This window comes from Stenotrophomonas sp. CFBP8994 (assembly GCF_034044835.1).
Lineage (GTDB): Bacteria > Pseudomonadota > Gammaproteobacteria > Xanthomonadales > Xanthomonadaceae > Stenotrophomonas > Stenotrophomonas rhizophila_A.
The window spans coordinates 56,118-76,150 of sequence record NZ_JAXCWT010000005.1; the positions used below are offsets into that span (position 1 = coordinate 56,118).

A 20,033-nucleotide genomic window follows, 5' to 3' on the forward strand; every position below is an offset into this window, starting at 1 on the left:
GTTTCCGTCCAGCGCATGCATGCCCATGGTTGATCTCCGCCTGCTTCGCCAGTTCGTTGCTGTTGCTGAAGAGCTGCACTTCCATCGCGCGGCCGCGCGCCTGCACATGTCGCAGCCACCGCTGACAGCGGCCATCCGCAAGCTGGAAGACGAGATTGGCAGCGAGCTGATCCAGCGCGGCAACCGTACCCTTGGGCTGACCGCCGCCGGGGCAGTGCTGCTGGCCGAGGCACGCCTGCTGCTGCAGCAGGCCGACCATGCGCTGGTGGCCACTCGCGATGCGGCTGCAGGGCGCACCGGTACCGTGCGGCTGGGCTATGTGGGCAGCGCGCTGTACGGGCGCCTGCCCGGGGTGATCCGCAGCTTCCGCCAGGGCAGCCCGGACGTTCGCCTGGAGTTGATCGAAGCCACCTCCGCACGCCAGATCCAGATGCTGCGCGAACAGCGGATCGACGTGGGCGTGGTGATTCCACCGGTGTTCGAGGCCGACGACATGCGGCTGCAGGCATTCGACAGCGACCGCCTGGCCATCGCGCTGCCGCGCGCGCACCCGCTCGCAGAGCAGGCGCATCTCACGGTGGCGATGTTGGCCGACGAAGCGTTCGTGCTGTGGCCGGCGCGCGAGGGCAGGGGCTTCCATTCGCAGGTCGTGCGCCTGTGCGCGGCCGCAGGATTCACACCGCGGGTGGTGCAGGAAGCGCACGGCATGCACGCGGTGCTGTCACTGGTGGCGGTGGAGGCGGGCATCTCGGTGGTGCCCGCCAGCATGGCCGGGTTCCGCAGTGCGGAAGTCGCCTATCACCCGTTGGCGGGGGGCGAGGCCACGTTCGAGCTGCAGTTGTGCCTGCGCGCAGATGAAGCATCGCCGGCGGCACTCAACTTCGCCCGCCATGGGGCCGGGGGCCGACCGGGCAATGCCGACCGGTAGTGCCGACCGTTGGTCGGCACCGCGAGCCCGGATCACCCCGTCACCGGGTGCGTTTCACCCAGGCGCGCACTACCAGGCCGATCAATGCGGCGAAGACCACCCATGACACCACATCGAACACGCCATCGCCAACCAGCGCGCTGACCAGACCCAGCAGGCTTGCCGCGGCGATCCACGCGGGCGCCGTGAACGGGCTGCCATTGGGCGCAGGCGTCCGGCTCATGCAGCACCCCCGGTTTTTTCAGCGCGCTCGATCTCGGTTACCCGCGCTTCGGTGCTGCCGCGCTTGAACCACAGGTACAGGCCGCTGACCAGTACCGCGATGGTGAGCAGGTCCAGCAGCGCCCACAGGATCTTCAACGGCAGCTTGCCGTAGTCGCCGAAGTGCAGCGGCTGGCTGAGCAGCAGCACGCTCATGTAGGTGGGCAGCTGCGGCTGGGCGGTGAGTTCGCCGCTGGCCGCATCGATCAGCACCGGGCGGTACAGGCGTTCGGTGAGCGGGGTATTGCCCTGCATGAACACGCCATAGTGGTGGTCGCCGCTGTAGCCGGTGCCGGGGAAGCTGACGAACGCCGGGCGCATGCCGGGCTCGGCAGCGCGTGCGGTGTCCACCGCGGCCTGCAGCGAGGCCAGCGTTGTCGGGCGCGGCTGGCCGGCGTAACGCGCGGCGAACTCCCCCAGCTGCTGGCTCTGCCAGGCGGTTTCCAGTGGCTTCGCAATCGTGTTGATGGCGCCGGTAATTCCCACCACCAGCGCCCAGCCCAGGGTGACCACGCCGATCACGTTGTGCAGGTCCAGCCAGGCCAGCCGGCGGCTGCGCCCGGTGCGCAGGGTGCCGAAACGCTGGCGGCGCATGAAGGGTCCGTACAGCACCAGGCCGGAGATGATCGCCACGGCGAACAGCAGGCCCATCGCGCCCATGAACAGCATCCCAGGCAGGCCGAGGAACAGGTCGGTGTGCAGCCGGTACAGGAAGTACATCACCCCTTCGTTGAACTGCGGCGCGGGCAACACCTCACCGCTGCTGGCATCGAGCAGTGCGGTCTTCATCTGCGGCGGCGGCGTGGCCGGCTCGGTGCCGGTGTTGACGTACACCGTGTGGCCGTCCCAATCCCAACCCACGAACAGCGGCACGTTGCCCGGGTACTGCGCCACGGCGGTGCGCACCTGTTCATCCAGGTTGCGATGCGCGGCCTGCGGCTGCGGGTTGTCCACGTGCGGTTCGCTGAGGTGGGCGATTTCCTCGCCGAACACCAGCGGCAGGCCGGTCACGCACAACAGCAACAGGAACAAGGTGCAGACCAGGCTGGTCCACTTGTGGACCAGGAACCAGGCTTTGATGGTGGAACGTTGCATTGAATTCTCTGGCGGCGGCTGGAGAGGGTAGGGACACGGTAGTGCCGGGCCACGCCCGGCACACCGTCAGAACCGGTACGAAATCGTTCCGGTCACCGTGCGCGGGTTGCCGGTGAAGCAGTCACCGAAATTACGGCACGGGGCGAAGTACTTCTTGTCGCCCAGGTTGGTGATGTTCAGCGCCATCGTCCAGTCGGTCACCTGCACTTCGGCCAGCGCGTCCACCAGCGTGTAGCTGGGCGTGCGGATGAAACCACCGTAGCCCAGCGACTGGGTGTTGCCCACGTAGCGGCCACCGATGCCCAGGCGCAGGCGCGCGTCGTCGACCAGGGTGAAGGCCTTGCCCAGCCATACCGAAGCCAGCTCCTGCGGGGTGTCGTTGAGGCGCTGGTTCACTTCCATGGCGAAGTTGCTCTTGGTCACTTCGGCCTTGTTGCGCGAGTACGCCGCGGTGAGGGTGATGTCGTGCGCGAACTGGAACTGGCCCTCGACTTCCACGCCCTTCGATTCGATCTCACCGGTCTGGATCACGTTCAAGACGTTGTCCGGATCGTTGGTCTGGCGGTTGGTTTCGGTGATGCGATAGGCGGCCAGGGTGACCAGCATGTTCGACGCCGGCTGCCACTTGATGCCGCCTTCCCACTGGTCGCCCTGCATCGGCTTGAACGCACGGCCGTACAGATCCTGGCCGGTTACCGGCAGGAACGACTCGCTGTAGCTGATGTACGGCGAGACGCCCGCGCCGATCTCGCCGATCAGGCCGGCGCGGTAGGTGGTGGCGTTGTCGGTCTGGCTGGGCAGGCCTTCGGTCTTGCTGCGCGCATGGTCGCGGCGTGCGCCCAGCACCAGCGAGACGCGGTTGGCCCAGCGGATCTGGTCCTGCAGGTAAACGCCCAGCTGGGTGGTCTGCTGGTCGGGCAGGCGGTCCCAGCCGTTGATGGTCACGCCGGTGGAGATCGGGTTGTAGATGTCGATCGGGGTCGGGGTGGCATCCAGGTTCCAGGACTTCTCGCGGTAATCGCTGTAGTCCACGCCAGCCAGCAGCAGGTGCTGGAAGGCGCCGGTGGCGAAGTCGAACTGCACCGCGTTGTCGCTGGTCAGCGAACGTACGTCCGGTCGCACGCCGTAGGCGTTGCGGTTGAGCACGCGCTTGTCGGCATCGATGAACGGGTCCAGCGGATTGGAGTAGGTGTCCGGGTACAGTTCGCGGAATTCGGTCTTGCCGTCCAGGTAGCGCACGGCCGAGCGCAGGCTGATGCTGTCGCTGAAGCTGTGGTCGAACAGGGCGGTCACGCTGTACACGCGCGAATCGAGTTTGTCGAAATCGCGGTCGCCCAGGAACGTTGACGGATCCAGACGCGGCGAACCGGCCGGTGCGTTGAGGGTCGCCACCACGGGCAGGAACTGCTGGCTCGAGGCGGTCTTGTCGTGCTGGTAGCTGGCCAGCACGGTCAGGGTGCTGCGCTCGCCCTGCCAGCTGATCGACGGCGCGAGGTACACACGGTCGTCGTCGATGGTGTCAGTCTGCATGCCGGATTCGCGCACCAGGCCGACGAAGCGACCGGCCAGGGTGCCGGCGTCGTTCAGGGTGCCGGCCACGTCGCCCTGGAACTGTCTGCGGTCGAAGTTGCCCAGCTGCAGGGCCACTTCGCCGCCGAGGTCGCCGAAGGTCGGGCGCTTGGTGATGGCATTGATGATGCCGCCGGTGGCGCCGGCGCCGTACAGCACCGACGAGGGGCCGCGCAGCACTTCCACCCGCTCCAGGCCGTACACCTCGGTGCGTGCCAGCGGATTGAAGCCGTAGCTGCGGCGCAGGCCGTCCAGGTATTGCACCGGGTCCAGGCCGCGAACGGTGCTGCCGTCGCTGCGGGTATCCAGGCCGTAGGCATCGGCGGTCACGCCCGCGCTGTAGCGCAGGGTTTCCTGCAGGTTGCGGGCGCCGCGGTCGGTGAACAGCTCGCGGGTCACCACGCTGATCGCCTGCGGGGTCTGGGTGAGCGGGGTATCGGTCTTGGTGGCAGTACTCGCGCGGTCGGCGACCACGCTGACCGCGTCCAGGGTACGGGCGGCGCTGCTGTCCTGGGCATGGGCCATCGCCGACGCCAGCAGGGTGGGAACCAGCAGGAGCAAGGGCGAGCGGCGGGACAGGGCAGGCATGACGGGGATCCCAGGGAGCAAGGGCCCGGATTATCGGGAGGTGAGGATGCGAACGCAAATGAATCTCAGATACAAGCCTATGGGGGGCGGTTTTCATCCGTCTGCCACATCCCCTGCACGAGCCCTACGCGGTGCCGGTCTTAACGTAGTCCGTCCCCGCTTCGTCATTGGAGACACGCCATGAATACCCTGCAGACGGCCGCCCGGGCGATGCGCAACGGCCTGGAGGAGATGGCGGCCCTGTTGGTGGGCGAGCGCGCCGAGGACCTGCGCCGTGACGATACCGCCGCGCCCGGGGTGGGTATTCCGATGCCACGCCGGCTGCCGCTGCGCCGCGCGCTGCCGCGCGCCCGCAAGGGCATGGCGCCGTGGCAGAAGGTGGGCGCCCCGCGTCGCTGACTGAACCTGAACAGGGGAGCATGTCCCCCACACCGCGGTTATGGCTAACTAGCGCCCCGACCAACCGACGGAACGATGTGTGAAGACAGCAGGACGATGGGGGCTGGCCGTATTGATGCTGGTCGCAGCGCTGTGGGTAGCCGGGCTGCTGGCGTACCAGCTTTCCGGGCCGGGTTGGCTGAAGGGTGTGCTGTTGGCGGGGTGGGGCGCCTTTGCGCTTGCCACCGCCGTGGCCGTTGGCCGCGCCCGTGCCGGGCGCTGGCCGGGCCCGCTGTTCGTGGCCGCGCTGGTCCTCTGCGGCGTGTGGTGGCTGCTGCTCAGCCCGCGCCAGGACCGGGTCTGGGCCGATGATGTCGCCCAGCGGCTGAAGGTGGTGGAGTTCGACGGCTCCCGGGTGGTGCTCGACAACGTACGCAACTTCACCTGGCGCACCGATGACGACCACGACGTGCGCTGGGAGCGCCGCGAGTACGACCTGGACCAGCTGCGTTCGGCCGACCTGGTGCTGTCGTACTGGATGGGGCCGATGATCGCGCACACACTGGTCTCGTTCGGCTTCGCCGATGGCCGCCAGCTGGTGTTCTCGCTGGAGATCCGCAAGGAGCGCGGCGAATCGTTCTCGGCGCTGGGCGGGTTCTTCCGCAAATTCGAGATGACCCTGGTGGCGGCCGAGGAAACCGACATCGTGCGGGTGCGCAGCAACGTGCGCGGCGAGGATGTGTACCTGTATCGCCTGAAGGGCATGACCCGCGACCAGCTCAAGGGCCTTTTCGTGTCCTACCTGGGCGAGGCGCGCAAACTGGATGCGGCACCGGCGTTCTACAACACCCTGACCAGCAACTGCACCACCATCGTGTACGAACTGGCCAAGCAGATCGCGCCGGGGTTGCCGCTGGACTACCGGCTGCTCGCCTCCGGCTATTTCGCCGAATACGCGCGTGACCTGGGCGTGCTCACGCCCGGCGTGGACTTCGCCGCGCTGAAGGCGCGCGGGCGCATCACCGATCGCGCGCGTGCCGCTGGCGATGATCCGCGCTTCTCGCAGCTGATCCGCGTCGGTGTGCCGGGCATCGACCCGGAGGTGCAGCCATGAGCCGGCTCCTTCGCCGTGGTGGGCCCCTGCTGGCGGTGCTGCTGTCGCTGCTGCTGTCCAGCGGCTGCGCCATGGTCACCATGAAGCAGGTCTCGCCCACCGATTACCTGGCCAACAAGCGCGGCGATGTGCTCACCTCCGGCAAGTTCAGCATGGCCTCGCAGGAAACGCTGAGCGTGATTGGCCTGGACGTGGCGCTGTGCGAGAAAGATGTTGCCGCCTGCGAAAAGACCCTGAAGGACACCCGCGACCTGCCCGAGGAACAGCGGCTTTCAACGCTGTCCGAGCTGTGGGTGAAGAACGCGCTGGCACTCACGCCCAAGCCGAAGGACCGCGACAAGACCCCGATGTCCGATGCGGCGCTGGATGCGTGGCTGGAAGCAGCGCGGTACGCGTATGCCTACCTGTTCTTCAGCGGGCGCACGCCGTCGGACCGCGCGTTCGAAGACCGCCAGACCCAGGTGCGCGACTACTACAACTACGCCGCGGAACAGACCGCCACGGTGGTGTTCAAGCGCAGCCGCGAAAGCGCGCTGGAAGGGGAGGACTACAACGCCGCGGTGGCGGGCGAGCGCTGGACGCTGACCTCGGACTTCGACGAGCTGCGCCTGGCCAGCATTCCCACCACGATGGTGTCGGCATCCTCGGTGAGTTTCGCCGGCCTGCGCAGTACCTATCGCCGCGACGGCTTTGGTGCCGAGCTGGTGGTGGTGATGGACCCGCCCAAGCTGATCGCGCCGGTGGACGGTGAGAAGGCCGAGATTCCGCAGTACAGCGAGATGTCGGCAATCAATGCCACCGCGTTGCTGCGCTTCAAGGGCGATACGCTGCAGCAGGTGCTGGACACCACCCAGGTGCTGTTCGACGTGTATTCGCCTGAATCCACCGAAAGCGTGGACCTGCATGGCGAGAAGGTGCCGCTGGCCGGCAACTTCACCGCCGCCTACGGCATGTGGCTTGCCCAGTCCGGCTTTGCCACGCAGTCGCTGCGCACGCTGTTCGGCCTGAGCGAAGGCATTGCCGAACCGCACATGTACCTGATGCAGCCGTGGGATCCCAACCGCCGCATCATCTTCATGCTGCATGGGCTGGGCAGCAGCCCGGAGGCCTGGGTGAACGTGGCCAACGAGATCCTGGGCGATCCCGAGCTGCGCAGGCACTTCCAGGTGTGGCAGGTGTACTACCCGACCAACGCGCCGATTGCACTGAACCGTTTCGAGATCGACCAGGCGTTCGACAACACGCTCCGGCATTTCGACCCGAAGGGCACCTCGCGTGCGTCGAAGGACATGGTGTTCATCGGCCACAGCATGGGGGGCGTGCTGGCCCGGTTGCTGGTCACCAGTTCCGGCGACACGTTGTGGAACCAGCTGCTGGCCAACTACGACCTGAAGGGTGAACGGCTCAAGCGCGTCCAGGCCAAACTGGGCCCGCTGCTGCACTTCGATGCCGAACCGAACGTGGAGCGCGCCATCTTCATCGCCGCACCGCATCAGGGCACCGATATCGCCGGCAATCGGGTCGGGCGCTTCATCGGGCGCCTGGTGCGCCTGCCGATCACCATCCTCGGCAAGTTCGAGGATGTGTTCCAGGCCCTGCAGCAATCCGAAGTGCAGTCGGCGCAGGCCACCAAGCTGCAGATCCCCAACAGCATCGACAATCTCAAGGCCACCGATCCGTTCGTGAAGGCGGCCGCCGCCCTGCCGATCATGCCGGGCCTGAAGTACCACTCGATCATCGCCCAGCGCAAAGCCGAGGTGCCGCTGGAGCAGTCCGACGACGGCCTGGTGCCCTACTGGAGCGCGCACCTGCCCGGCGCGGTGTCGGAGAAGGTGATCATCTCAGGCCACAGCGTGCAGGAAACCCCGCAGGCGGTGCTGGAGATCCGGCGGATCCTGCGCGAAGACCTGGAAGAGGTGGCGCCGTAGCGGTCAGACCCGCCGCGCCACCACCACGCTCGCAGCGGCCAGCAGCAACATGATCGCGAACGTCTGCAGGTAACCCAGGGTCACATCCACCGACAGCATCAGCGCGAACAGCGAGCCGGAAATGGCCAGCGTGGTGGCCACGCCCAGCGCCTCGCTCAACTGCAGCGCCGAGGTGTTCGCGCCCTGCTGCGCCGGCGGCGACAACGACAACGTCAGCACCGACAGGCTCGGGTAGATCAGCCCCATGCCGAGTCCGGTCAAGGTCCACCCGGCCAGCGCCAGGGCCAACGGTACGCCGGGCTGGATCGCCAGCGCGGTGCCGATGATGCCGGTGCACATCAGCAGCGCACCGGCGGTGAGCAGCTGGCGACGCGACAGCCCCTGGCCCCCATGGCCCTGGAACCACGACCCGCTGAACCAGCCCAGCGCGCCCAGGCTCAACGCGACCCCGGCCAACAACGGGCTCAGGCCACGCTCTCGCTGCAGCAGCAGCGGCAGGAACGCCTCGCAGCCAAAGAACGCCGACGCCGCGATACCGCGCAGGGCGATCACGCTGGGCAGGCCACGGCGCAGGCGCAGGGTGCCGCGCGGCAGCAGCTTCCAGCTGCACAGCACCAACAGCGCCACCGCCGGCAGCAGCACGGCCAGTGCCGGCCAGCCAACCTGCTGGCCGCCCACGTACAGCAGCAGCGCGCCCACGGATGCACCGATCGCCCAGCGCACCACGCTGCCCTCCGAACGCGGCGCGGCCGCCAGCGGCGGCACCGCGCGCAGCGCCGGCCGCAAAAGCAGCGCGGCCGGGATGGCCAGCAGCGGCACGCCCAGGAACACCCAGCGCCAGCCGGCGTGCTGCACGATCAACCCGCTGATGGCAGGGCCGATCAGCGAGGGCACCACCCAACCTGCCGAGAACGCGGCAAAGACGCGTGGCCGCAGCGATTCGGGGAAGGTGCGCCCGACCAGCACGTACAGCGACACGGAAATGGCACCGGCGCCCAGCCCCTGCAGCAGCCGGCCGATCACCAGCACCGGCATGTGCTGGGCCAGCCCGGCCACCAGCAGGCCGGCGATGAAGCAGCACAGGCCCAGCCACAACGGCCGGGCCGGGCCGAGCCGGTCGCTCCAGCGGCCCGCCAGGGTCATGCCGATCACGCTGGTGGCCAGCGTGCCGCCGAACGCCAGCGCATACAGGCGCAGGCCATCCAGCTCAAGCGCCACGGTCGGCATGGCCGCAGCCACGGCCAGCGCTTCGAACGCGTGCAGCGACACCAGCGCGACCATGCCGATGGTGGTGGCGCGGTAGCGCAGCGAGAGGATCGACGTGGGCGCGTCGGCGGGCAGTACAGCGACATCGGAAGACATGCGGATTCCAGGAACAAAGAAGCGCGGTGCTTGCGGCACACCGCGAGGTGCCGCACGATGACACCTTAACCATGGTTGAGGTCAAGCAGTGATCGCGCAGGAGCTGAGTGTAGGCGACGTGGCACGTCGCAGCGGCGTGGCGGTATCGGCGCTGCACTTCTATGAGCGCAAGGGCCTGATCCGCAGCCTGCGCACGGCCGGCAACCAGCGTCGCTTCAGCCGCGACGTACTGCGTCGGCTGGCGGTGATCCGCGTCGCACAGCGGGTGGGCATGCCGCTGGAAGCGGTGGCCAACGCGTTTGCGGCGCTGCCGGAAAACAAGACGCCGACCCGCGCCGAGTGGGCGAAGATGTCGGCGCTGTGGCGCGGCGAGCTGGATCAACGCATCGAGGAACTGCTGTTGCTGCGCGACCAGCTCACCGACTGCATCGGCTGTGGGTGTCTTTCACTGAAGCGCTGCCGGTTGGCCAATCCCGGGGACGCGTTGGGCGAGCAGGGGGATGGCGCGCAGCGCTGGGGCTGACCCGGATCAGTCGTTGGCCGCCGACAACGCCTGTCCCCGTCGCGTCGCCGCGTCGATCGCGCGCGCCACGATGGCCTCGAAGTCGGCGCCCTGGAAGCTCTCGATCGCGGCCTGCGTGGTGCCGTTCGGCGAGGTGACGCGCCGACGCAGCTCTGCCGGGGCTTCGCCGGATTCGTCCAGCATGCGGCTGGCGCCCAGCAGGGTCTGCACCACCAGCGTGCGCGCGGCGTCGGCCGGCAGGCCCTGCGCGATGCCGGCTGCTTCCATCGCCTCGGCCAACAGGAACACATAGGCCGGGCCACTGCCGGAGACGGCGGTGACCGCATCCATGCGTGCTTCATCCTCGATCCACACCGTGCGCCCGGCGCTGGCCAGCACGGTGTCGGCCTGGCCACGCTGTTCGGCGCTGACCCCGGCGGTGGCAAACAGACCGGTCACGCCTGCACCCAGCAGCGCCGGGGTATTGGGCATGGCGCGTACAACCGCGCCGGTACCGCCCAGCCAGCGCAGCAGCTGCGCACTGGTGATGCCGGCGGCGATGGATACCACCAGCGGGGCCTGGGCCTGGGCGATCTCCGCCAGCGACGCACAGACATCGCGCAGCACCTGCGGCTTCACCGCCAGCACCCATACCGCGCCCTGCGCGGCCGCTTCGCTGGCGCTGGCGTATGTCTTCACGCCGAAGTCGGTGGTGAGCTGGCTGCGCAGCCCGGCCACCGGTTCGGCCACATGGATGTTGCCCGGGGCAGTGCCCTGGCGGACCAGGCCGGCGATCAGGCTGCGCGCCATGTTGCCGCCGCCGATGAAGGTGATCGAAGTGCTCATTGGGCATCCTTGTACGTGATCTGGGCAGCGGGGCAGGGCCCCGCGCTACGGGTGGGTGGGCCCCTCAATGCCGTGCGCCGAACAAGGCGGTGCCGACGCGGACCATGGTCGCGCCATGGGCAATGGCGTCGGGGTAGTCGCCGCTCATGCCCATCGAGAGGGTATCGGCCTGCGGGTAGCGGGTGGCCAGATCGGCAAACAGCGCGTGCATGCGTTCAAAGGCCAGGGCGCGGCGGGCCGGGTCCGGCCACGGTGCAGGGATGGCCATCAGCCCGCGCAGGCAAAGGCGTGGTTCGGCGGCGATGGCGGCGGCCAGCGCCGGCACGGCGTCGGGCGTGCAGCCGTGCTTGCTGTCTTCATCGTCGATATTGACCTGCACCAGCACATTCAACGGCGGCAACGCGGCCGGGCGGTGCGCGGCCAGCGCGGTAACCAGCTTGGCCCGGTCCACGCTCTGCACCCAGTCGAAGCGCTGCGCGGCCAGGTCGGCCTTGTTGGACTGCAGGTGGCCGATCAGGTGCCACTCCAGCCCCAGGGCCGCCAGCGCATCGATCTTTGCCACCGCTTCCTGCACGTAATTCTCGCCGAACGCGCGCTGGCCCTGCGCCGCCAGCGCCGCCACGGCCTCGGCCGGCTGGGTCTTGGACACCGCCAGCAGGCGCGGCGATGGCCGCCCGGCGGCCGTGGCCGCGTTGTGCAGGTTCAGCAGCAGGGTGGGCAGGGGCAGGGCGGTCACGGGTGGGCGCTCACGGGGCAGGACACAAAGAGATTTCGCGGTGGATCAGGGAGGCTATACTGCCGACCGGGGAAAGATCCTTCCAGTCGCAGCAGTCTATGGGGAGTAGCAGCGTATGGATATCGCCGAGCTGTTGGCGTTTTCCGTTAAGAACAAAGCGTCGGACCTTCATCTGTCGGCAGGCCTGCCGCCGATGATCCGCGTGGACGGCGATGTCCGTCGCATCAACATTCCGGCCCTGGACCACAAGCAGGTCCACGCGCTCGTTTACGACATCATGTCGGACAAGCAGCGCCGCGATTACGAGGAATTCCTCGAAGTCGACTTCTCGTTCGAGATTCCCAGCCTGGCGCGCTTCCGCGTCAACGCGTTCAACCAGAACCGTGGCGCCGGTGCGGTGTTCCGTACCATTCCGTCCGAAGTGCTGACCCTGGAAGACCTGAACACGCCGCCGATCTTCCGCGAGCTGATCGACCAGCCGCAGGGCCTGATCCTGGTGACCGGCCCGACCGGTTCGGGCAAGTCGACCACGCTGGCGGCGATGATCGACTACATCAACAAGAACGAATACGGCCACATCCTCACCGTCGAGGATCCGATCGAATTCGTGCACACCTCGCAGAAGTGCCTGATCAACCAGCGCGAAGTGCACCGCGATACGCACGGCTTCAACGAAGCACTGCGTTCGGCACTGCGTGAAGACCCGGACATCATCCTGGTCGGCGAACTCCGCGACCTGGAAACCATCCGGCTGGCGCTGACCGCCGCCGAAACCGGCCACCTGGTGTTCGGCACGCTGCACACCAGCTCGGCGGCCAAGACCATCGACCGCATCATCGACGTGTTCCCCGCCGGCGAAAAGCCGATGGTGCGCTCGATGCTGTCCGAATCGCTGCGCGCGGTGATTTCGCAGGCGCTGCTGAAGAAGGTGGGTGGCGGGCGCACCGCCGCGTGGGAAATCATGGTCGGCACCCCGGCCATCCGCAACCTGATCCGCGAAGACAAGGTGGCGCAGATGTACTCGGCGATCCAGACCGGCCAGCAGATGGGCATGATGACGCTCGACCAGCACCTGCAGGACCTGGTCAAGCGCAGCCTGATCACGCGCAACCAGGCCAAGGAATACGCCAAGGACAAGCGCATCTTCGAATGATGGTGGCGCCGGGCCTTCCCGGCGCGACAGATTCGGCAGCGCCGGGCCATGCCCGGCGTTCGGCAAGGTTTCCGGAGCACATCGCCATGAATACCACCAGCACCACCATCGACTTCACCTCGTTCCTCAAGCTGATGGCGCACCAGAAGGCGTCGGACCTTTTCATCACCGCGGGCATGCCGCCGGCGATCAAGGTCAACGGCAAGATCTCGCCCATCACCCAGACCCCGCTCACGCCGCAGCAGAGCCGCGACCTGGTGCTGAACGTGATGACGCCGGCGCAGCGCGAAGAGTTCGAAAAAACCCACGAGTGCAACTTCGCCATCGGCCTGTCCGGCGTGGGCCGGTTCCGCGTGAGCTGCTTCTACCAGCGCAACCAGGTCGGCATGGTCCTGCGCCGCATCGAAACCCGCATTCCCACCGTGGAAGAGCTGAGCCTGCCGCCGATCATCAAGACGCTGGCGATGACCAAGCGCGGCATCATCCTGTTCGTGGGTGCGACCGGTACCGGCAAGTCCACCTCGCTGGCTGCGATGATCGGTTACCGCAACCTGAATTCCACCGGGCACATCATCACCATCGAAGACCCGATCGAATTCGTGCACAAGCACGAAGGCTGCATCATCACCCAGCGCGAAGTGGGCATCGATACCGACAGCTGGGAAGCGGCGCTGAAGAACACCCTGCGCCAGGCGCCGGACGTGATCATGATCGGCGAAGTGCGTACCCGCGAAGGCATGGACCATGCCATCGCGTTCGCCGAAACCGGCCACCTGGTGCTGTGTACCCTGCATGCCAACAACGCCAACCAGGCGATGGACCGCATCATCAACTTCTTCCCGGAAGACCGCCGCAGCCAGCTGCTGATGGATCTGTCGCTGAACCTCAAGGGCGTGGTTGCCCAGCAGCTGGTGCCCTCGCCGGATGGCAAGTCGCGCAAGGTGGCGATGGAAATCATGCTGGGCACGCCGCTGGTGCAGGATTACATCCGCGACGGCGAGATCCACAAGCTCAAGGAAGTGATGAAGGAATCGGTGCAGCTGGGCATGCGCACCTTCGACCAGAGCCTGTTCGAGCTCTACCAGGCCGGCGAGATCAGCTACGAAGACGCGCTGCGCTACGCCGATTCGCAGAACGAGGTGCGCCTGCGCATCAAGCTCTCGCAGGGCGGTGACGCACGCACGCTGTCGCAGGGCCTGGATGGGGTGGAGATTTCCGAAGTCCGCTGAAGCTGCGGGCGGGGAAACCGGGCGCGTACGGTGCAATGCCGGCGCGCCTTTGTTGCAAGTGGTGTTTCAAGGGGCCGGCACCGCGCCGGTGACACTGCCAATGATGAGAATGCACATGGAATTGCATGATCCATACCGCGCACCGGCGACCATTCCGATGCCACCTGCTTTGCCCGGCACGCTGCCGGAATCCCAGTCCCAGGCACGGGCGATTTCCGATGCGGCCGAGTACTACTCGCCTTCCACGCTGAAAATGGTGCTGCTTTCACCCACTACGCTCGGGCTGTACCCGATGTACTGGTTCTGGCGTAACTGGCAGGCGATCAAGCGCGAGACCGGCGGCGACCAGTGGCCCTGGGCGCGCGCGCTGTTCTCACCGATCTGGTCGTTCTTCTGCTTCCGCGAGCTGAGTGACGCGGCCAGCAGCCGGCGTCGCGAACTGGCCTTCGCGCCAGGACTGTTGGCGGTGACCTACTTCCTGCTCAACTTCGCCAGCCGGCTGCCCAACGCCGGTTGGCTGCTGGCGCTGTTCACGTTCGTACCGCTGCTGCCGGTCAACAGTCTGCTGCGCCGTTACCATCAGGATGAACGGGTCGACATGGAGCGCATGGACCGGCTCAACGTCTGGCACATCCTGGTGATCATCGCCGGTGGCCTGCTGCTCCTGCTGGCCCTGATCGGGACCGTGGCCGAACGCTGAGGCAGGTAGATGGCGCCTGCACCCGCAGGCGCCATTGATGAGCTTCGCTCATGACCACCAGTGGTTCCGGCAGTGCAATCGCCGGCGTGAGCGGGCGTATCGTTGGGGTCCCCACTCGAAGGAGCACCCCATGCAGACACGAATCCTTGGCAACAGCGGCCTGCGCGTTTCCGCGCTCGGGCTGGGCTGCATGGGCCTGAGCCATGCCTATGGCACCGCGCCGCAGGTGAGCGATGGCGTTGCGCTGCTGCACGCAGCGGTGGAGCGCGGGGTGACCTTCTTCGACACCGCCGAGGTCTACGGGCCGTTCCGCAACGAGGAACTGCTGGGCCAGGCGCTGGCGCCGTACCGCGACCAGGTGGTCATTGCGACCAAGTTCGGGTTCAAGGAGGCCAATGCCGACCTGGGGCTGGACAGCCGCCCGGAGAACATCCGCGCCGTCTGCGAGGCCAGCCTGCAGCGGCTCAGGACCGACCGCATCGACCTGTTCTACCAGCACCGGGTGGACCCGAACGTGCCCATCGAAGATGTCGCCGGCACGGTCAAGGACCTGATCGCGGAGGGCAAGGTGAAGCACTTCGGGCTGTCCGAAGCCGGCGAAACCAGCATCCGCCGCGCGCATGCGGTGCAGCCGGTGGCGGCGCTGCAGAGCGAGTACTCCCTGTGGTGGCGCGAGCCGGAGCAGAGCGTGCTGCCGGTGCTTGAAGAGCTGGGCATCGGCTTCGTGCCGTTCAGCCCGCTGGGGCGCGGCTTCCTGACCGGGGCGATCACCGCCGATACCGAGTTTGCGCCCACCGATTTCCGCAGCTCGCTGCCGCGCTTTGCGGTGGAGGCGCGCCGCGCCAACCAGGCGCTGGTCGAGGCCATCGGCGCCATTGCCGCCGCCCGCCAGGCCACCCCGGCGCAGGTAGCGCTGGCCTGGCTGCTGGCGCGCAAGCCGTGGATCGTGCCGATTCCCGGCACCACCAAGCTGCACCGGCTGGAGGAGAACCTGGCCGCTGTCGAGCTGGTTCTGCACGAGGCCGACCTGCAGCAGACCGCGGCGGCGCTGGACGGCATCGCCATCGTGGGCGACCGCTACAACGCGGAACGGCAGAAGCAGGTCACCCGCTGACGGATGTCGATTTCATGCCCTGGCCAGCGTCGTAGTGGATGAACCCCTCTGCAAGGAACAGGTCATGAGCGACACCGCCCCGGTCAAAGGTCCCGCGTCGTACTTCCCGTCCATCGAAAAGACCTACGGGCAGCCAGTGGGACACTGGCTTGCCCTTCTGGCCACGCAGGGCGGGCTCAGGCACATGGCCCTGGTCACCTTCCTGAAGAGCCAGCATGGCCTGGGCCATGGCCACGCCAACGCCTTGGTGGCCCACCATTTGAAGGACCGGACCGGGTGAAGCGGCCATTCGTTGCGGGATGAATCGATTTCACCTGCAACTGTCACGCGGATCGTGTCTAATACCGCTCCCCACGTGTCTGGCCCCACCCCCATGTCCCTTGAATCCCATGGCCCCGCGCCGTGCGACGACGCTGACGGCCATCTTGTCACCGCCGGCCCGCTGACCCCGCCGCCGGACAGCGCCGGCACCGTGGCCGATGCCAACGCCCTGCGCCATTCGGTGGCCGAGGACGTGCAGGGCATGATCCTGGCCACCCTGGTGGCCTCGCTGGGCCTGGCGATCTTCGCCAAGGGCGGGCTGATGATCGGCGGCATGGCCGGCCTGGCGTTTCTGGCCCACTACGCGTTCGGCTGGAATTTCGGCCTGGTGTTCGTGCTGGTCAACCTGCCGTTCTACTGGGTCGCGGTGCGGCGCATGGGCTGGGAATTCACCCTGAAGACCTTCGCGGCGGTCACCGCCTGCGGCGTGCTGACCGACCTGCTGCCGCGCTGGGCCGATTTCGCCCACATGAGCTCGCTCTATTCGGCGCTGGTGGGCGGCGCGCTGGCCGGGCTGGGCATCCTGTTCTACATCCGCCACCGCGCCAGCCTGGGCGGCATCGGCATCCTGGCGGTATACCTGCAGCGCACCCGTGGCTGGAGCGCGGGCAAGGTGCAGATGTCGTTCGACACGCTGCTGATGGGCGTGGCGTTCTTCGTGCTCTCGCCGGACAAGGTGATGTATTCGGCGATCGGCGCGGTGGTGCTGAGCCTGGTGCTGATGTTCAACCATCGGCCCGGCCGGTACATGGGCGTCTGAGGGTTTACCCGGTTTTCTTGAGTTTCTGCAGGCGTTTGTACACCGGGCAATCCGGGCTGTGCGCGCCGGGCAGGTAGCCCAGGCTCATCAGGAATTCACCGGTGATCTCGCCGCCGGTGAAGCGGAACGTCTTCTTGAACAGCTTCACCCACTCGGCCTTGTCGCGCGGGTGGTGCGCATCCAGCCATGCCGCGAAGCTGCCGTGGCTGGCCCGCAGCTGCTGGATCACCTGGGCGTTGTGGATGGCCGCATGCACCTTGAGCCGGTTGCGGATGATGCCCGCATCGTTGAGCAGGCGTTCCACGTCGCGCTCGCCATAGCCGGCCACGGTATCCACATCGAACTGGCTGTACGCCGCGCGGAACCCTTCTCGCTTCTTCAGGATCGTCTCCCAGCTCAGCCCGGCCTGGTTGATTTCCAGCAGCAGGCGCTCGAACAGCTCGCGTTCGTCGCGCTGCGGGAAGCCATATTCGTGGTCATGGTAATGACCGTGCACCGGATGGCCCGGTGCGATGAGGCAGTAGCCGCTCATGGGGTCTCGTCTTCAACGGGAGGTTGTTCGATGCCCAGTCTAGGCCCATCGCCGAGCGACAGTTGCGGCCAGCGTGCTGGATGGATCGTCAGGTTACCCCGCAGCAGCGGGTCGTACGCCGGGTCGCCGCGGTATTCGGAGGGCATCGGGAACTCGATCTTGCCGGCATCGGTCCAGTCCTTGCCATCGCGCGCGTGCAGGCGGCATACCGCGCCACCCCACGACGGCTCGTGGCACAACAGCATCTCGTCCACGCCATCGCCATCCAGGTCGCGGCGCAGTGCCACGCAGACCTCGTCCATTTCCAGGCAGCTGCTGACGTTCACGGTCCTGGCCAGCAACGCCTGCCACCAGTCCGGGTCTGGCGCCGGGCTGCTCTTGGCCAGTTTCAGCTGCTGCTGCAGCACCTTGAGGTCTTTGATGGCGTCGCTGTAGTTCCCATAACGGACTTGCCGCGCGTCCACGCTCAGGACATTGGCGATCAGGGTGCTTGCACGCGGATCGTCGCGGAAGCGCGGGTCCTGCTGCAGTTCCTTCAGCACCTCGGCGCCGCGCCGGCCATAGCCGAAGCGCAGATCGGTGGCGTCTTCGCCCTTGATTGCCGGCGCGGTTGCCTGCAGCCGGGCCATCTGGCTGGCCAGGCTGATCCGGATCGGGTCCAGCACCGGCGTATTGGCCAGCACCGCCGCACCCAGCACCACCCAGCACATCCAGCGGTTGACCGGTTCGATCCGCTGCAGCCAGCGCCCGCGCCTACGTACTGCGGCCAGCGCGTAACCCACCGCGTAACCGCACACCAGCAGCGCCGCGAGCAGCGCCCAGAAGCGCTCCAGGGTGACCCCGTACTGGCTGATGCGCAGGCCCATTGCATACAGCGCCAGCGCCGCATACACCGGCAGCGTGACCAGGCTGGCCTCGACCAATCGGCGCAGCCACGCCGGGTAGGGCGCCAGCTCGCTTTCATGCTGGTACACCGCGTTGCTGAAGACGATCAGCAGCAGCACCAGGGTCAGCAGTACCGTGGCTGCCGAGCGCGTGCGCCACAGCGGCTCCAGCCCGGTGAAGGGCAGGCAGACCACGAAGATCACCGCGATGAACGCCAGCAGCGGCAGCAGGCCGCGCGCCACGGCAAACAGCACCTGGCGGATGACCTGGATGGCCCGGTCCTGGGTGCGCCCGATCAGCACGCCGAACCCGAACAGCATGCCAGTGGCCAGCGCGATGAAGGCTTTTTCGCGGAACAGGTCGCGGAAGAGGTGGATGTCCACCAGGTCGAACAGCGCCGCCCACAGCCACAGCAGCATCCAGGTCAGCCCGGTGAAGCCCAGTGCCAGCGCAAGGGTCAGCCCGTTCTGCCAGGCGCGCTCGAACAGGGCTGCGTAGGTGGCGCGCCAGTGTCCGTGCTGCAGCCGGAACTGCCACCACGGCAGCGCGACGAACACCGCGACGGCCACGCACACGGAGAACGGCAGCAGCAGCGGTGCCTGGCGCAGGTCGTCGGGCGTTCCGCCCAGGTTCCAGCCGATCCATCCGGCCATAGCCAGCACCAGGGCCGAGGCCAGCGCCGCGTGCAGCCACAGGCGGCGGTCGCGCAGGTCCACCAGGGTCAGCGCAACGGCGGTGGGGACGCTCAGCACCCAGGTGTACCAGCACAGGCGCGTGGCGAATGCCTGGAACGGCCCGTGGTCGGCCGCTTCCTGCACCGCGTACAGCATCAGGCCCTGCAACAGCGCGATCAGCACGATGGCGGCGCGCGAGGCAGGGGAAAGGGGTGGCTGCGGGTTCATCGTGCTCTCCGTTGCGTACACACGTCCATGACTGCACGCATCGTAGCCGAGGCTCACGCCCGTGTGAGGATGCAGCGGGTAGAATGGCCCCATGTCCACGTTGCCTACCTCCCTTGCCGATCACCTGCTGGTTGCGCTGCCGTCGCTGACCGATCCGACCTTCGCGCGCACCGTAAGCCTGATCTGCCAGCACGACGAGAACGGTGCCATGGGCGTGCTGGTCAACCAGCCGTCCGAGTACACGCTGGGCGATGTGCTGGCGCAGATGGAGATCCAGACCGACGACCTCGTCCTGCGCGACCAGGTGGTGCTCAATGGCGGCCCGGTGCATCCCGAGCGTGGCTTCGTCATCCATGACGATGCACGTGCGTGGGAATCGAGCCTGCAGGTGGGCGAGGGCGTGTACCTGACCACCTCGCGCGACATCCTCGAAGCCATGGCCCGCGGCGAAGGCCCGCGCAATGTGCTGGTCACGCTGGGCTGTGCCGGCTGGACCGAGGGCCAGCTGGAAGGCGAGATCGCCGACAACAGCTGGCTGACCGTCCCCGCCGATGCCGAACTGCTGTTCGCCACGCCGCTGGAGCAGCGCTGGCAGGGCGCCGCCGCGCGGATCGGGGTGGACCTGTTCCGGTTGACGGACTACAGCGGCAATGTCTGAGCCGGCCACCATCCGCCGCGACGGCACCGTGCTCGGCTTCGATGTCGGCTCGCGCCGGATCGGGGTGGCGATCGGCAGTTCCTTCGGCACCCATGCCCGCGCCATCGCCGTGGTGGACGTGCACGGCAACGGTCCGGACTGGACCGCGGTCGAACGCCTGATCAAGGAATGGCGGCCCGATGGCCTGGTGGTGGGCGACCCGCTCACCCTGGATGGCCAGGACCAACCCAACCGCAAGCGCGCGCAGGGCTTTGCCCGCCAGCTGCGGGAACGTTTCAAGCTGCCGGTGGTGCTGATCGACGAGCGCTCCAGCTCGGTCGAAGCGGCCCGCCGGTTCGCCGTCGAGCGTGCCGAAGGCCGCAAGCGGCGCCGCGATGCGGCCACGCTGGATGCGGTGGCCGCCGCGGTGATCATCGAACGCTGGCTGTCCTCGCCGGACGATGCCACCCCCGTTTCCTGACCCCCAGACCCT

The 20,033-nt window shown here is 67.4% G+C and carries 21 protein-coding genes; 13 read left to right on the forward strand and 8 right to left on the reverse strand.

Annotated elements, in window-relative coordinates; translation table 11 throughout:
• Positions 1-25: 25 nt before the first annotated feature.
• Positions 26-928 carry a LysR family transcriptional regulator gene (locus tag SOM39_RS14540; protein WP_320458736.1) on the forward strand — a complete coding sequence of 301 codons (903 nt, stop codon included), beginning with the start codon at positions 26-28 and terminating at the stop codon, positions 926-928.
• A 40-nt stretch (positions 929-968) separates the two neighbouring features.
• Here the strand turns inward: SOM39_RS14540 and SOM39_RS14545 are convergent, their stop codons facing one another.
• The 3 genes from SOM39_RS14545 to SOM39_RS14555 all read right to left on the reverse strand — a co-directional run bounded on the left by SOM39_RS14545 (position 969) and on the right by SOM39_RS14555 (position 4,441).
• Complete coding sequence (locus tag SOM39_RS14545; RefSeq protein ID WP_068849717.1) at positions 969-1,151, reverse strand: hypothetical protein; 183 nt, start codon at positions 1,149-1,151, stop codon at positions 969-971.
• A complete protein-coding gene (locus SOM39_RS14550; RefSeq protein ID WP_320458737.1) occupies positions 1,148-2,284 on the reverse strand; it encodes a PepSY-associated TM helix domain-containing protein in 1,137 nt (378 codons plus the stop codon). The genes SOM39_RS14545 and SOM39_RS14550 overlap by 4 nt, the downstream gene beginning before the upstream one ends.
• A gap of 66 nt (positions 2,285-2,350) precedes the next feature.
• The gene (locus SOM39_RS14555) at positions 2,351-4,441 is read right to left on the reverse strand and encodes a TonB-dependent siderophore receptor (protein ID WP_320458738.1); all 2,091 of its coding nucleotides are present in this window, start codon (positions 4,439-4,441) and stop codon (positions 2,351-2,353) included.
• A 180-nt stretch (positions 4,442-4,621) separates the two neighbouring features.
• Between SOM39_RS14555 and SOM39_RS14560 the strand changes: the two genes are divergently transcribed.
• The 3 genes from SOM39_RS14560 (at position 4,622) to SOM39_RS14570 (ending at position 7,861) form a co-directional block, all read left to right on the forward strand.
• On the forward strand, positions 4,622-4,840 hold the full coding sequence (locus SOM39_RS14560) for a hypothetical protein (protein ID WP_249833851.1): 219 nt from the start codon (positions 4,622-4,624) through the stop codon (positions 4,838-4,840).
• Between the two features lie 115 nt (positions 4,841-4,955).
• Positions 4,956-5,933 (forward strand): DUF4105 domain-containing protein, encoded by a 978-nt coding sequence (locus SOM39_RS14565; protein ID WP_320458907.1) that lies wholly within the window; start codon positions 4,956-4,958, stop codon positions 5,931-5,933.
• Complete coding sequence (locus SOM39_RS14570) at positions 5,930-7,861, forward strand: esterase/lipase family protein (RefSeq protein WP_320458739.1); 1,932 nt, start codon at positions 5,930-5,932, stop codon at positions 7,859-7,861. Before SOM39_RS14565 ends, SOM39_RS14570 begins: the two co-directional genes overlap by 4 nt.
• A gap of 3 nt (positions 7,862-7,864) precedes the next feature.
• On the opposite strand, the gene SOM39_RS14575 is transcribed toward SOM39_RS14570, so the two are convergent.
• Positions 7,865-9,223, reverse strand: coding sequence for an MFS transporter (locus tag SOM39_RS14575; protein WP_320458740.1), 1,359 nt, complete (start codon positions 9,221-9,223; stop codon positions 7,865-7,867).
• An 88-nt stretch (positions 9,224-9,311) separates the two neighbouring features.
• Here SOM39_RS14575 and soxR point away from each other — a divergent pair, with 88 nt between their 5' ends.
• On the forward strand, positions 9,312-9,746 hold the full coding sequence (gene soxR / locus SOM39_RS14580; RefSeq protein WP_176472643.1) for a redox-sensitive transcriptional activator SoxR: 435 nt from the start codon (positions 9,312-9,314) through the stop codon (positions 9,744-9,746).
• A gap of 6 nt (positions 9,747-9,752) precedes the next feature.
• Here the strand turns inward: soxR and proC are convergent, their stop codons facing one another.
• Together proC and SOM39_RS14590 are read right to left on the reverse strand one after the other, a co-directional pair.
• On the reverse strand, positions 9,753-10,571 hold the full coding sequence (gene proC, locus SOM39_RS14585; RefSeq protein WP_184125053.1) for a pyrroline-5-carboxylate reductase: 819 nt from the start codon (positions 10,569-10,571) through the stop codon (positions 9,753-9,755).
• 64 nt (positions 10,572-10,635) lie between these two features.
• Entirely contained in the window at positions 10,636-11,307 is a 672-nt protein-coding gene (locus tag SOM39_RS14590; RefSeq protein ID WP_320458741.1) for a YggS family pyridoxal phosphate-dependent enzyme, read from the reverse strand.
• 115 nt (positions 11,308-11,422) lie between these two features.
• On the opposite strand from SOM39_RS14590, the gene SOM39_RS14595 reads away from it, so the two are divergent.
• The 6 genes from SOM39_RS14595 (at position 11,423) to SOM39_RS14620 (ending at position 16,584) form a co-directional block, all read left to right on the forward strand.
• Positions 11,423-12,460: a type IV pilus twitching motility protein PilT gene (locus SOM39_RS14595; protein ID WP_068849741.1), complete on the forward strand. Its 1,038-nt coding sequence runs from the start codon at positions 11,423-11,425 to the stop codon at positions 12,458-12,460.
• Between the two features lie 86 nt (positions 12,461-12,546).
• Positions 12,547-13,689: a PilT/PilU family type 4a pilus ATPase gene (locus tag SOM39_RS14600; protein ID WP_068849744.1), complete on the forward strand. Its 1,143-nt coding sequence runs from the start codon at positions 12,547-12,549 to the stop codon at positions 13,687-13,689.
• Between the two features lie 115 nt (positions 13,690-13,804).
• Positions 13,805-14,389, forward strand: a complete 585-nt coding sequence (locus SOM39_RS14605; protein ID WP_184125057.1) for a hypothetical protein — start codon at positions 13,805-13,807, stop codon at positions 14,387-14,389.
• Positions 14,390-14,519: 130 nt separating this feature from the next.
• Positions 14,520-15,503 carry an aldo/keto reductase gene (locus SOM39_RS14610; RefSeq protein WP_320458742.1) on the forward strand — a complete coding sequence of 328 codons (984 nt, stop codon included), beginning with the start codon at positions 14,520-14,522 and terminating at the stop codon, positions 15,501-15,503.
• Positions 15,504-15,567: 64 nt separating this feature from the next.
• Entirely contained in the window at positions 15,568-15,783 is a 216-nt protein-coding gene (locus SOM39_RS14615; RefSeq protein ID WP_068854565.1) for a DUF4287 domain-containing protein, read from the forward strand.
• Between the two features lie 93 nt (positions 15,784-15,876).
• Entirely contained in the window at positions 15,877-16,584 is a 708-nt protein-coding gene (locus SOM39_RS14620) for a YitT family protein (protein WP_068849751.1), read from the forward strand.
• A gap of 4 nt (positions 16,585-16,588) precedes the next feature.
• On the opposite strand, the gene SOM39_RS14625 is transcribed toward SOM39_RS14620, so the two are convergent.
• Together SOM39_RS14625 and SOM39_RS14630 are read right to left on the reverse strand one after the other, a co-directional pair.
• Positions 16,589-17,116: a DNA-3-methyladenine glycosylase I gene (locus tag SOM39_RS14625; protein ID WP_068849753.1), complete on the reverse strand. Its 528-nt coding sequence runs from the start codon at positions 17,114-17,116 to the stop codon at positions 16,589-16,591.
• Positions 17,113-18,903: a DUF4153 domain-containing protein gene (locus SOM39_RS14630; RefSeq protein WP_320458743.1), complete on the reverse strand. Its 1,791-nt coding sequence runs from the start codon at positions 18,901-18,903 to the stop codon at positions 17,113-17,115. Before SOM39_RS14630 ends, SOM39_RS14625 begins: the two co-directional genes overlap by 4 nt.
• A 91-nt stretch (positions 18,904-18,994) precedes the next feature.
• Between SOM39_RS14630 and SOM39_RS14635 the strand changes: the two genes are divergently transcribed.
• Together SOM39_RS14635 and ruvX are read left to right on the forward strand one after the other, a co-directional pair.
• Entirely contained in the window at positions 18,995-19,561 is a 567-nt protein-coding gene (locus tag SOM39_RS14635) for a YqgE/AlgH family protein (protein WP_068849768.1), read from the forward strand.
• Complete coding sequence (gene ruvX, locus SOM39_RS14640) at positions 19,554-20,021, forward strand: Holliday junction resolvase RuvX (protein WP_068849771.1); 468 nt, start codon at positions 19,554-19,556, stop codon at positions 20,019-20,021. The genes SOM39_RS14635 and ruvX overlap by 8 nt, the downstream gene beginning before the upstream one ends.
• Positions 20,022-20,033 lie beyond the last annotated feature (12 nt).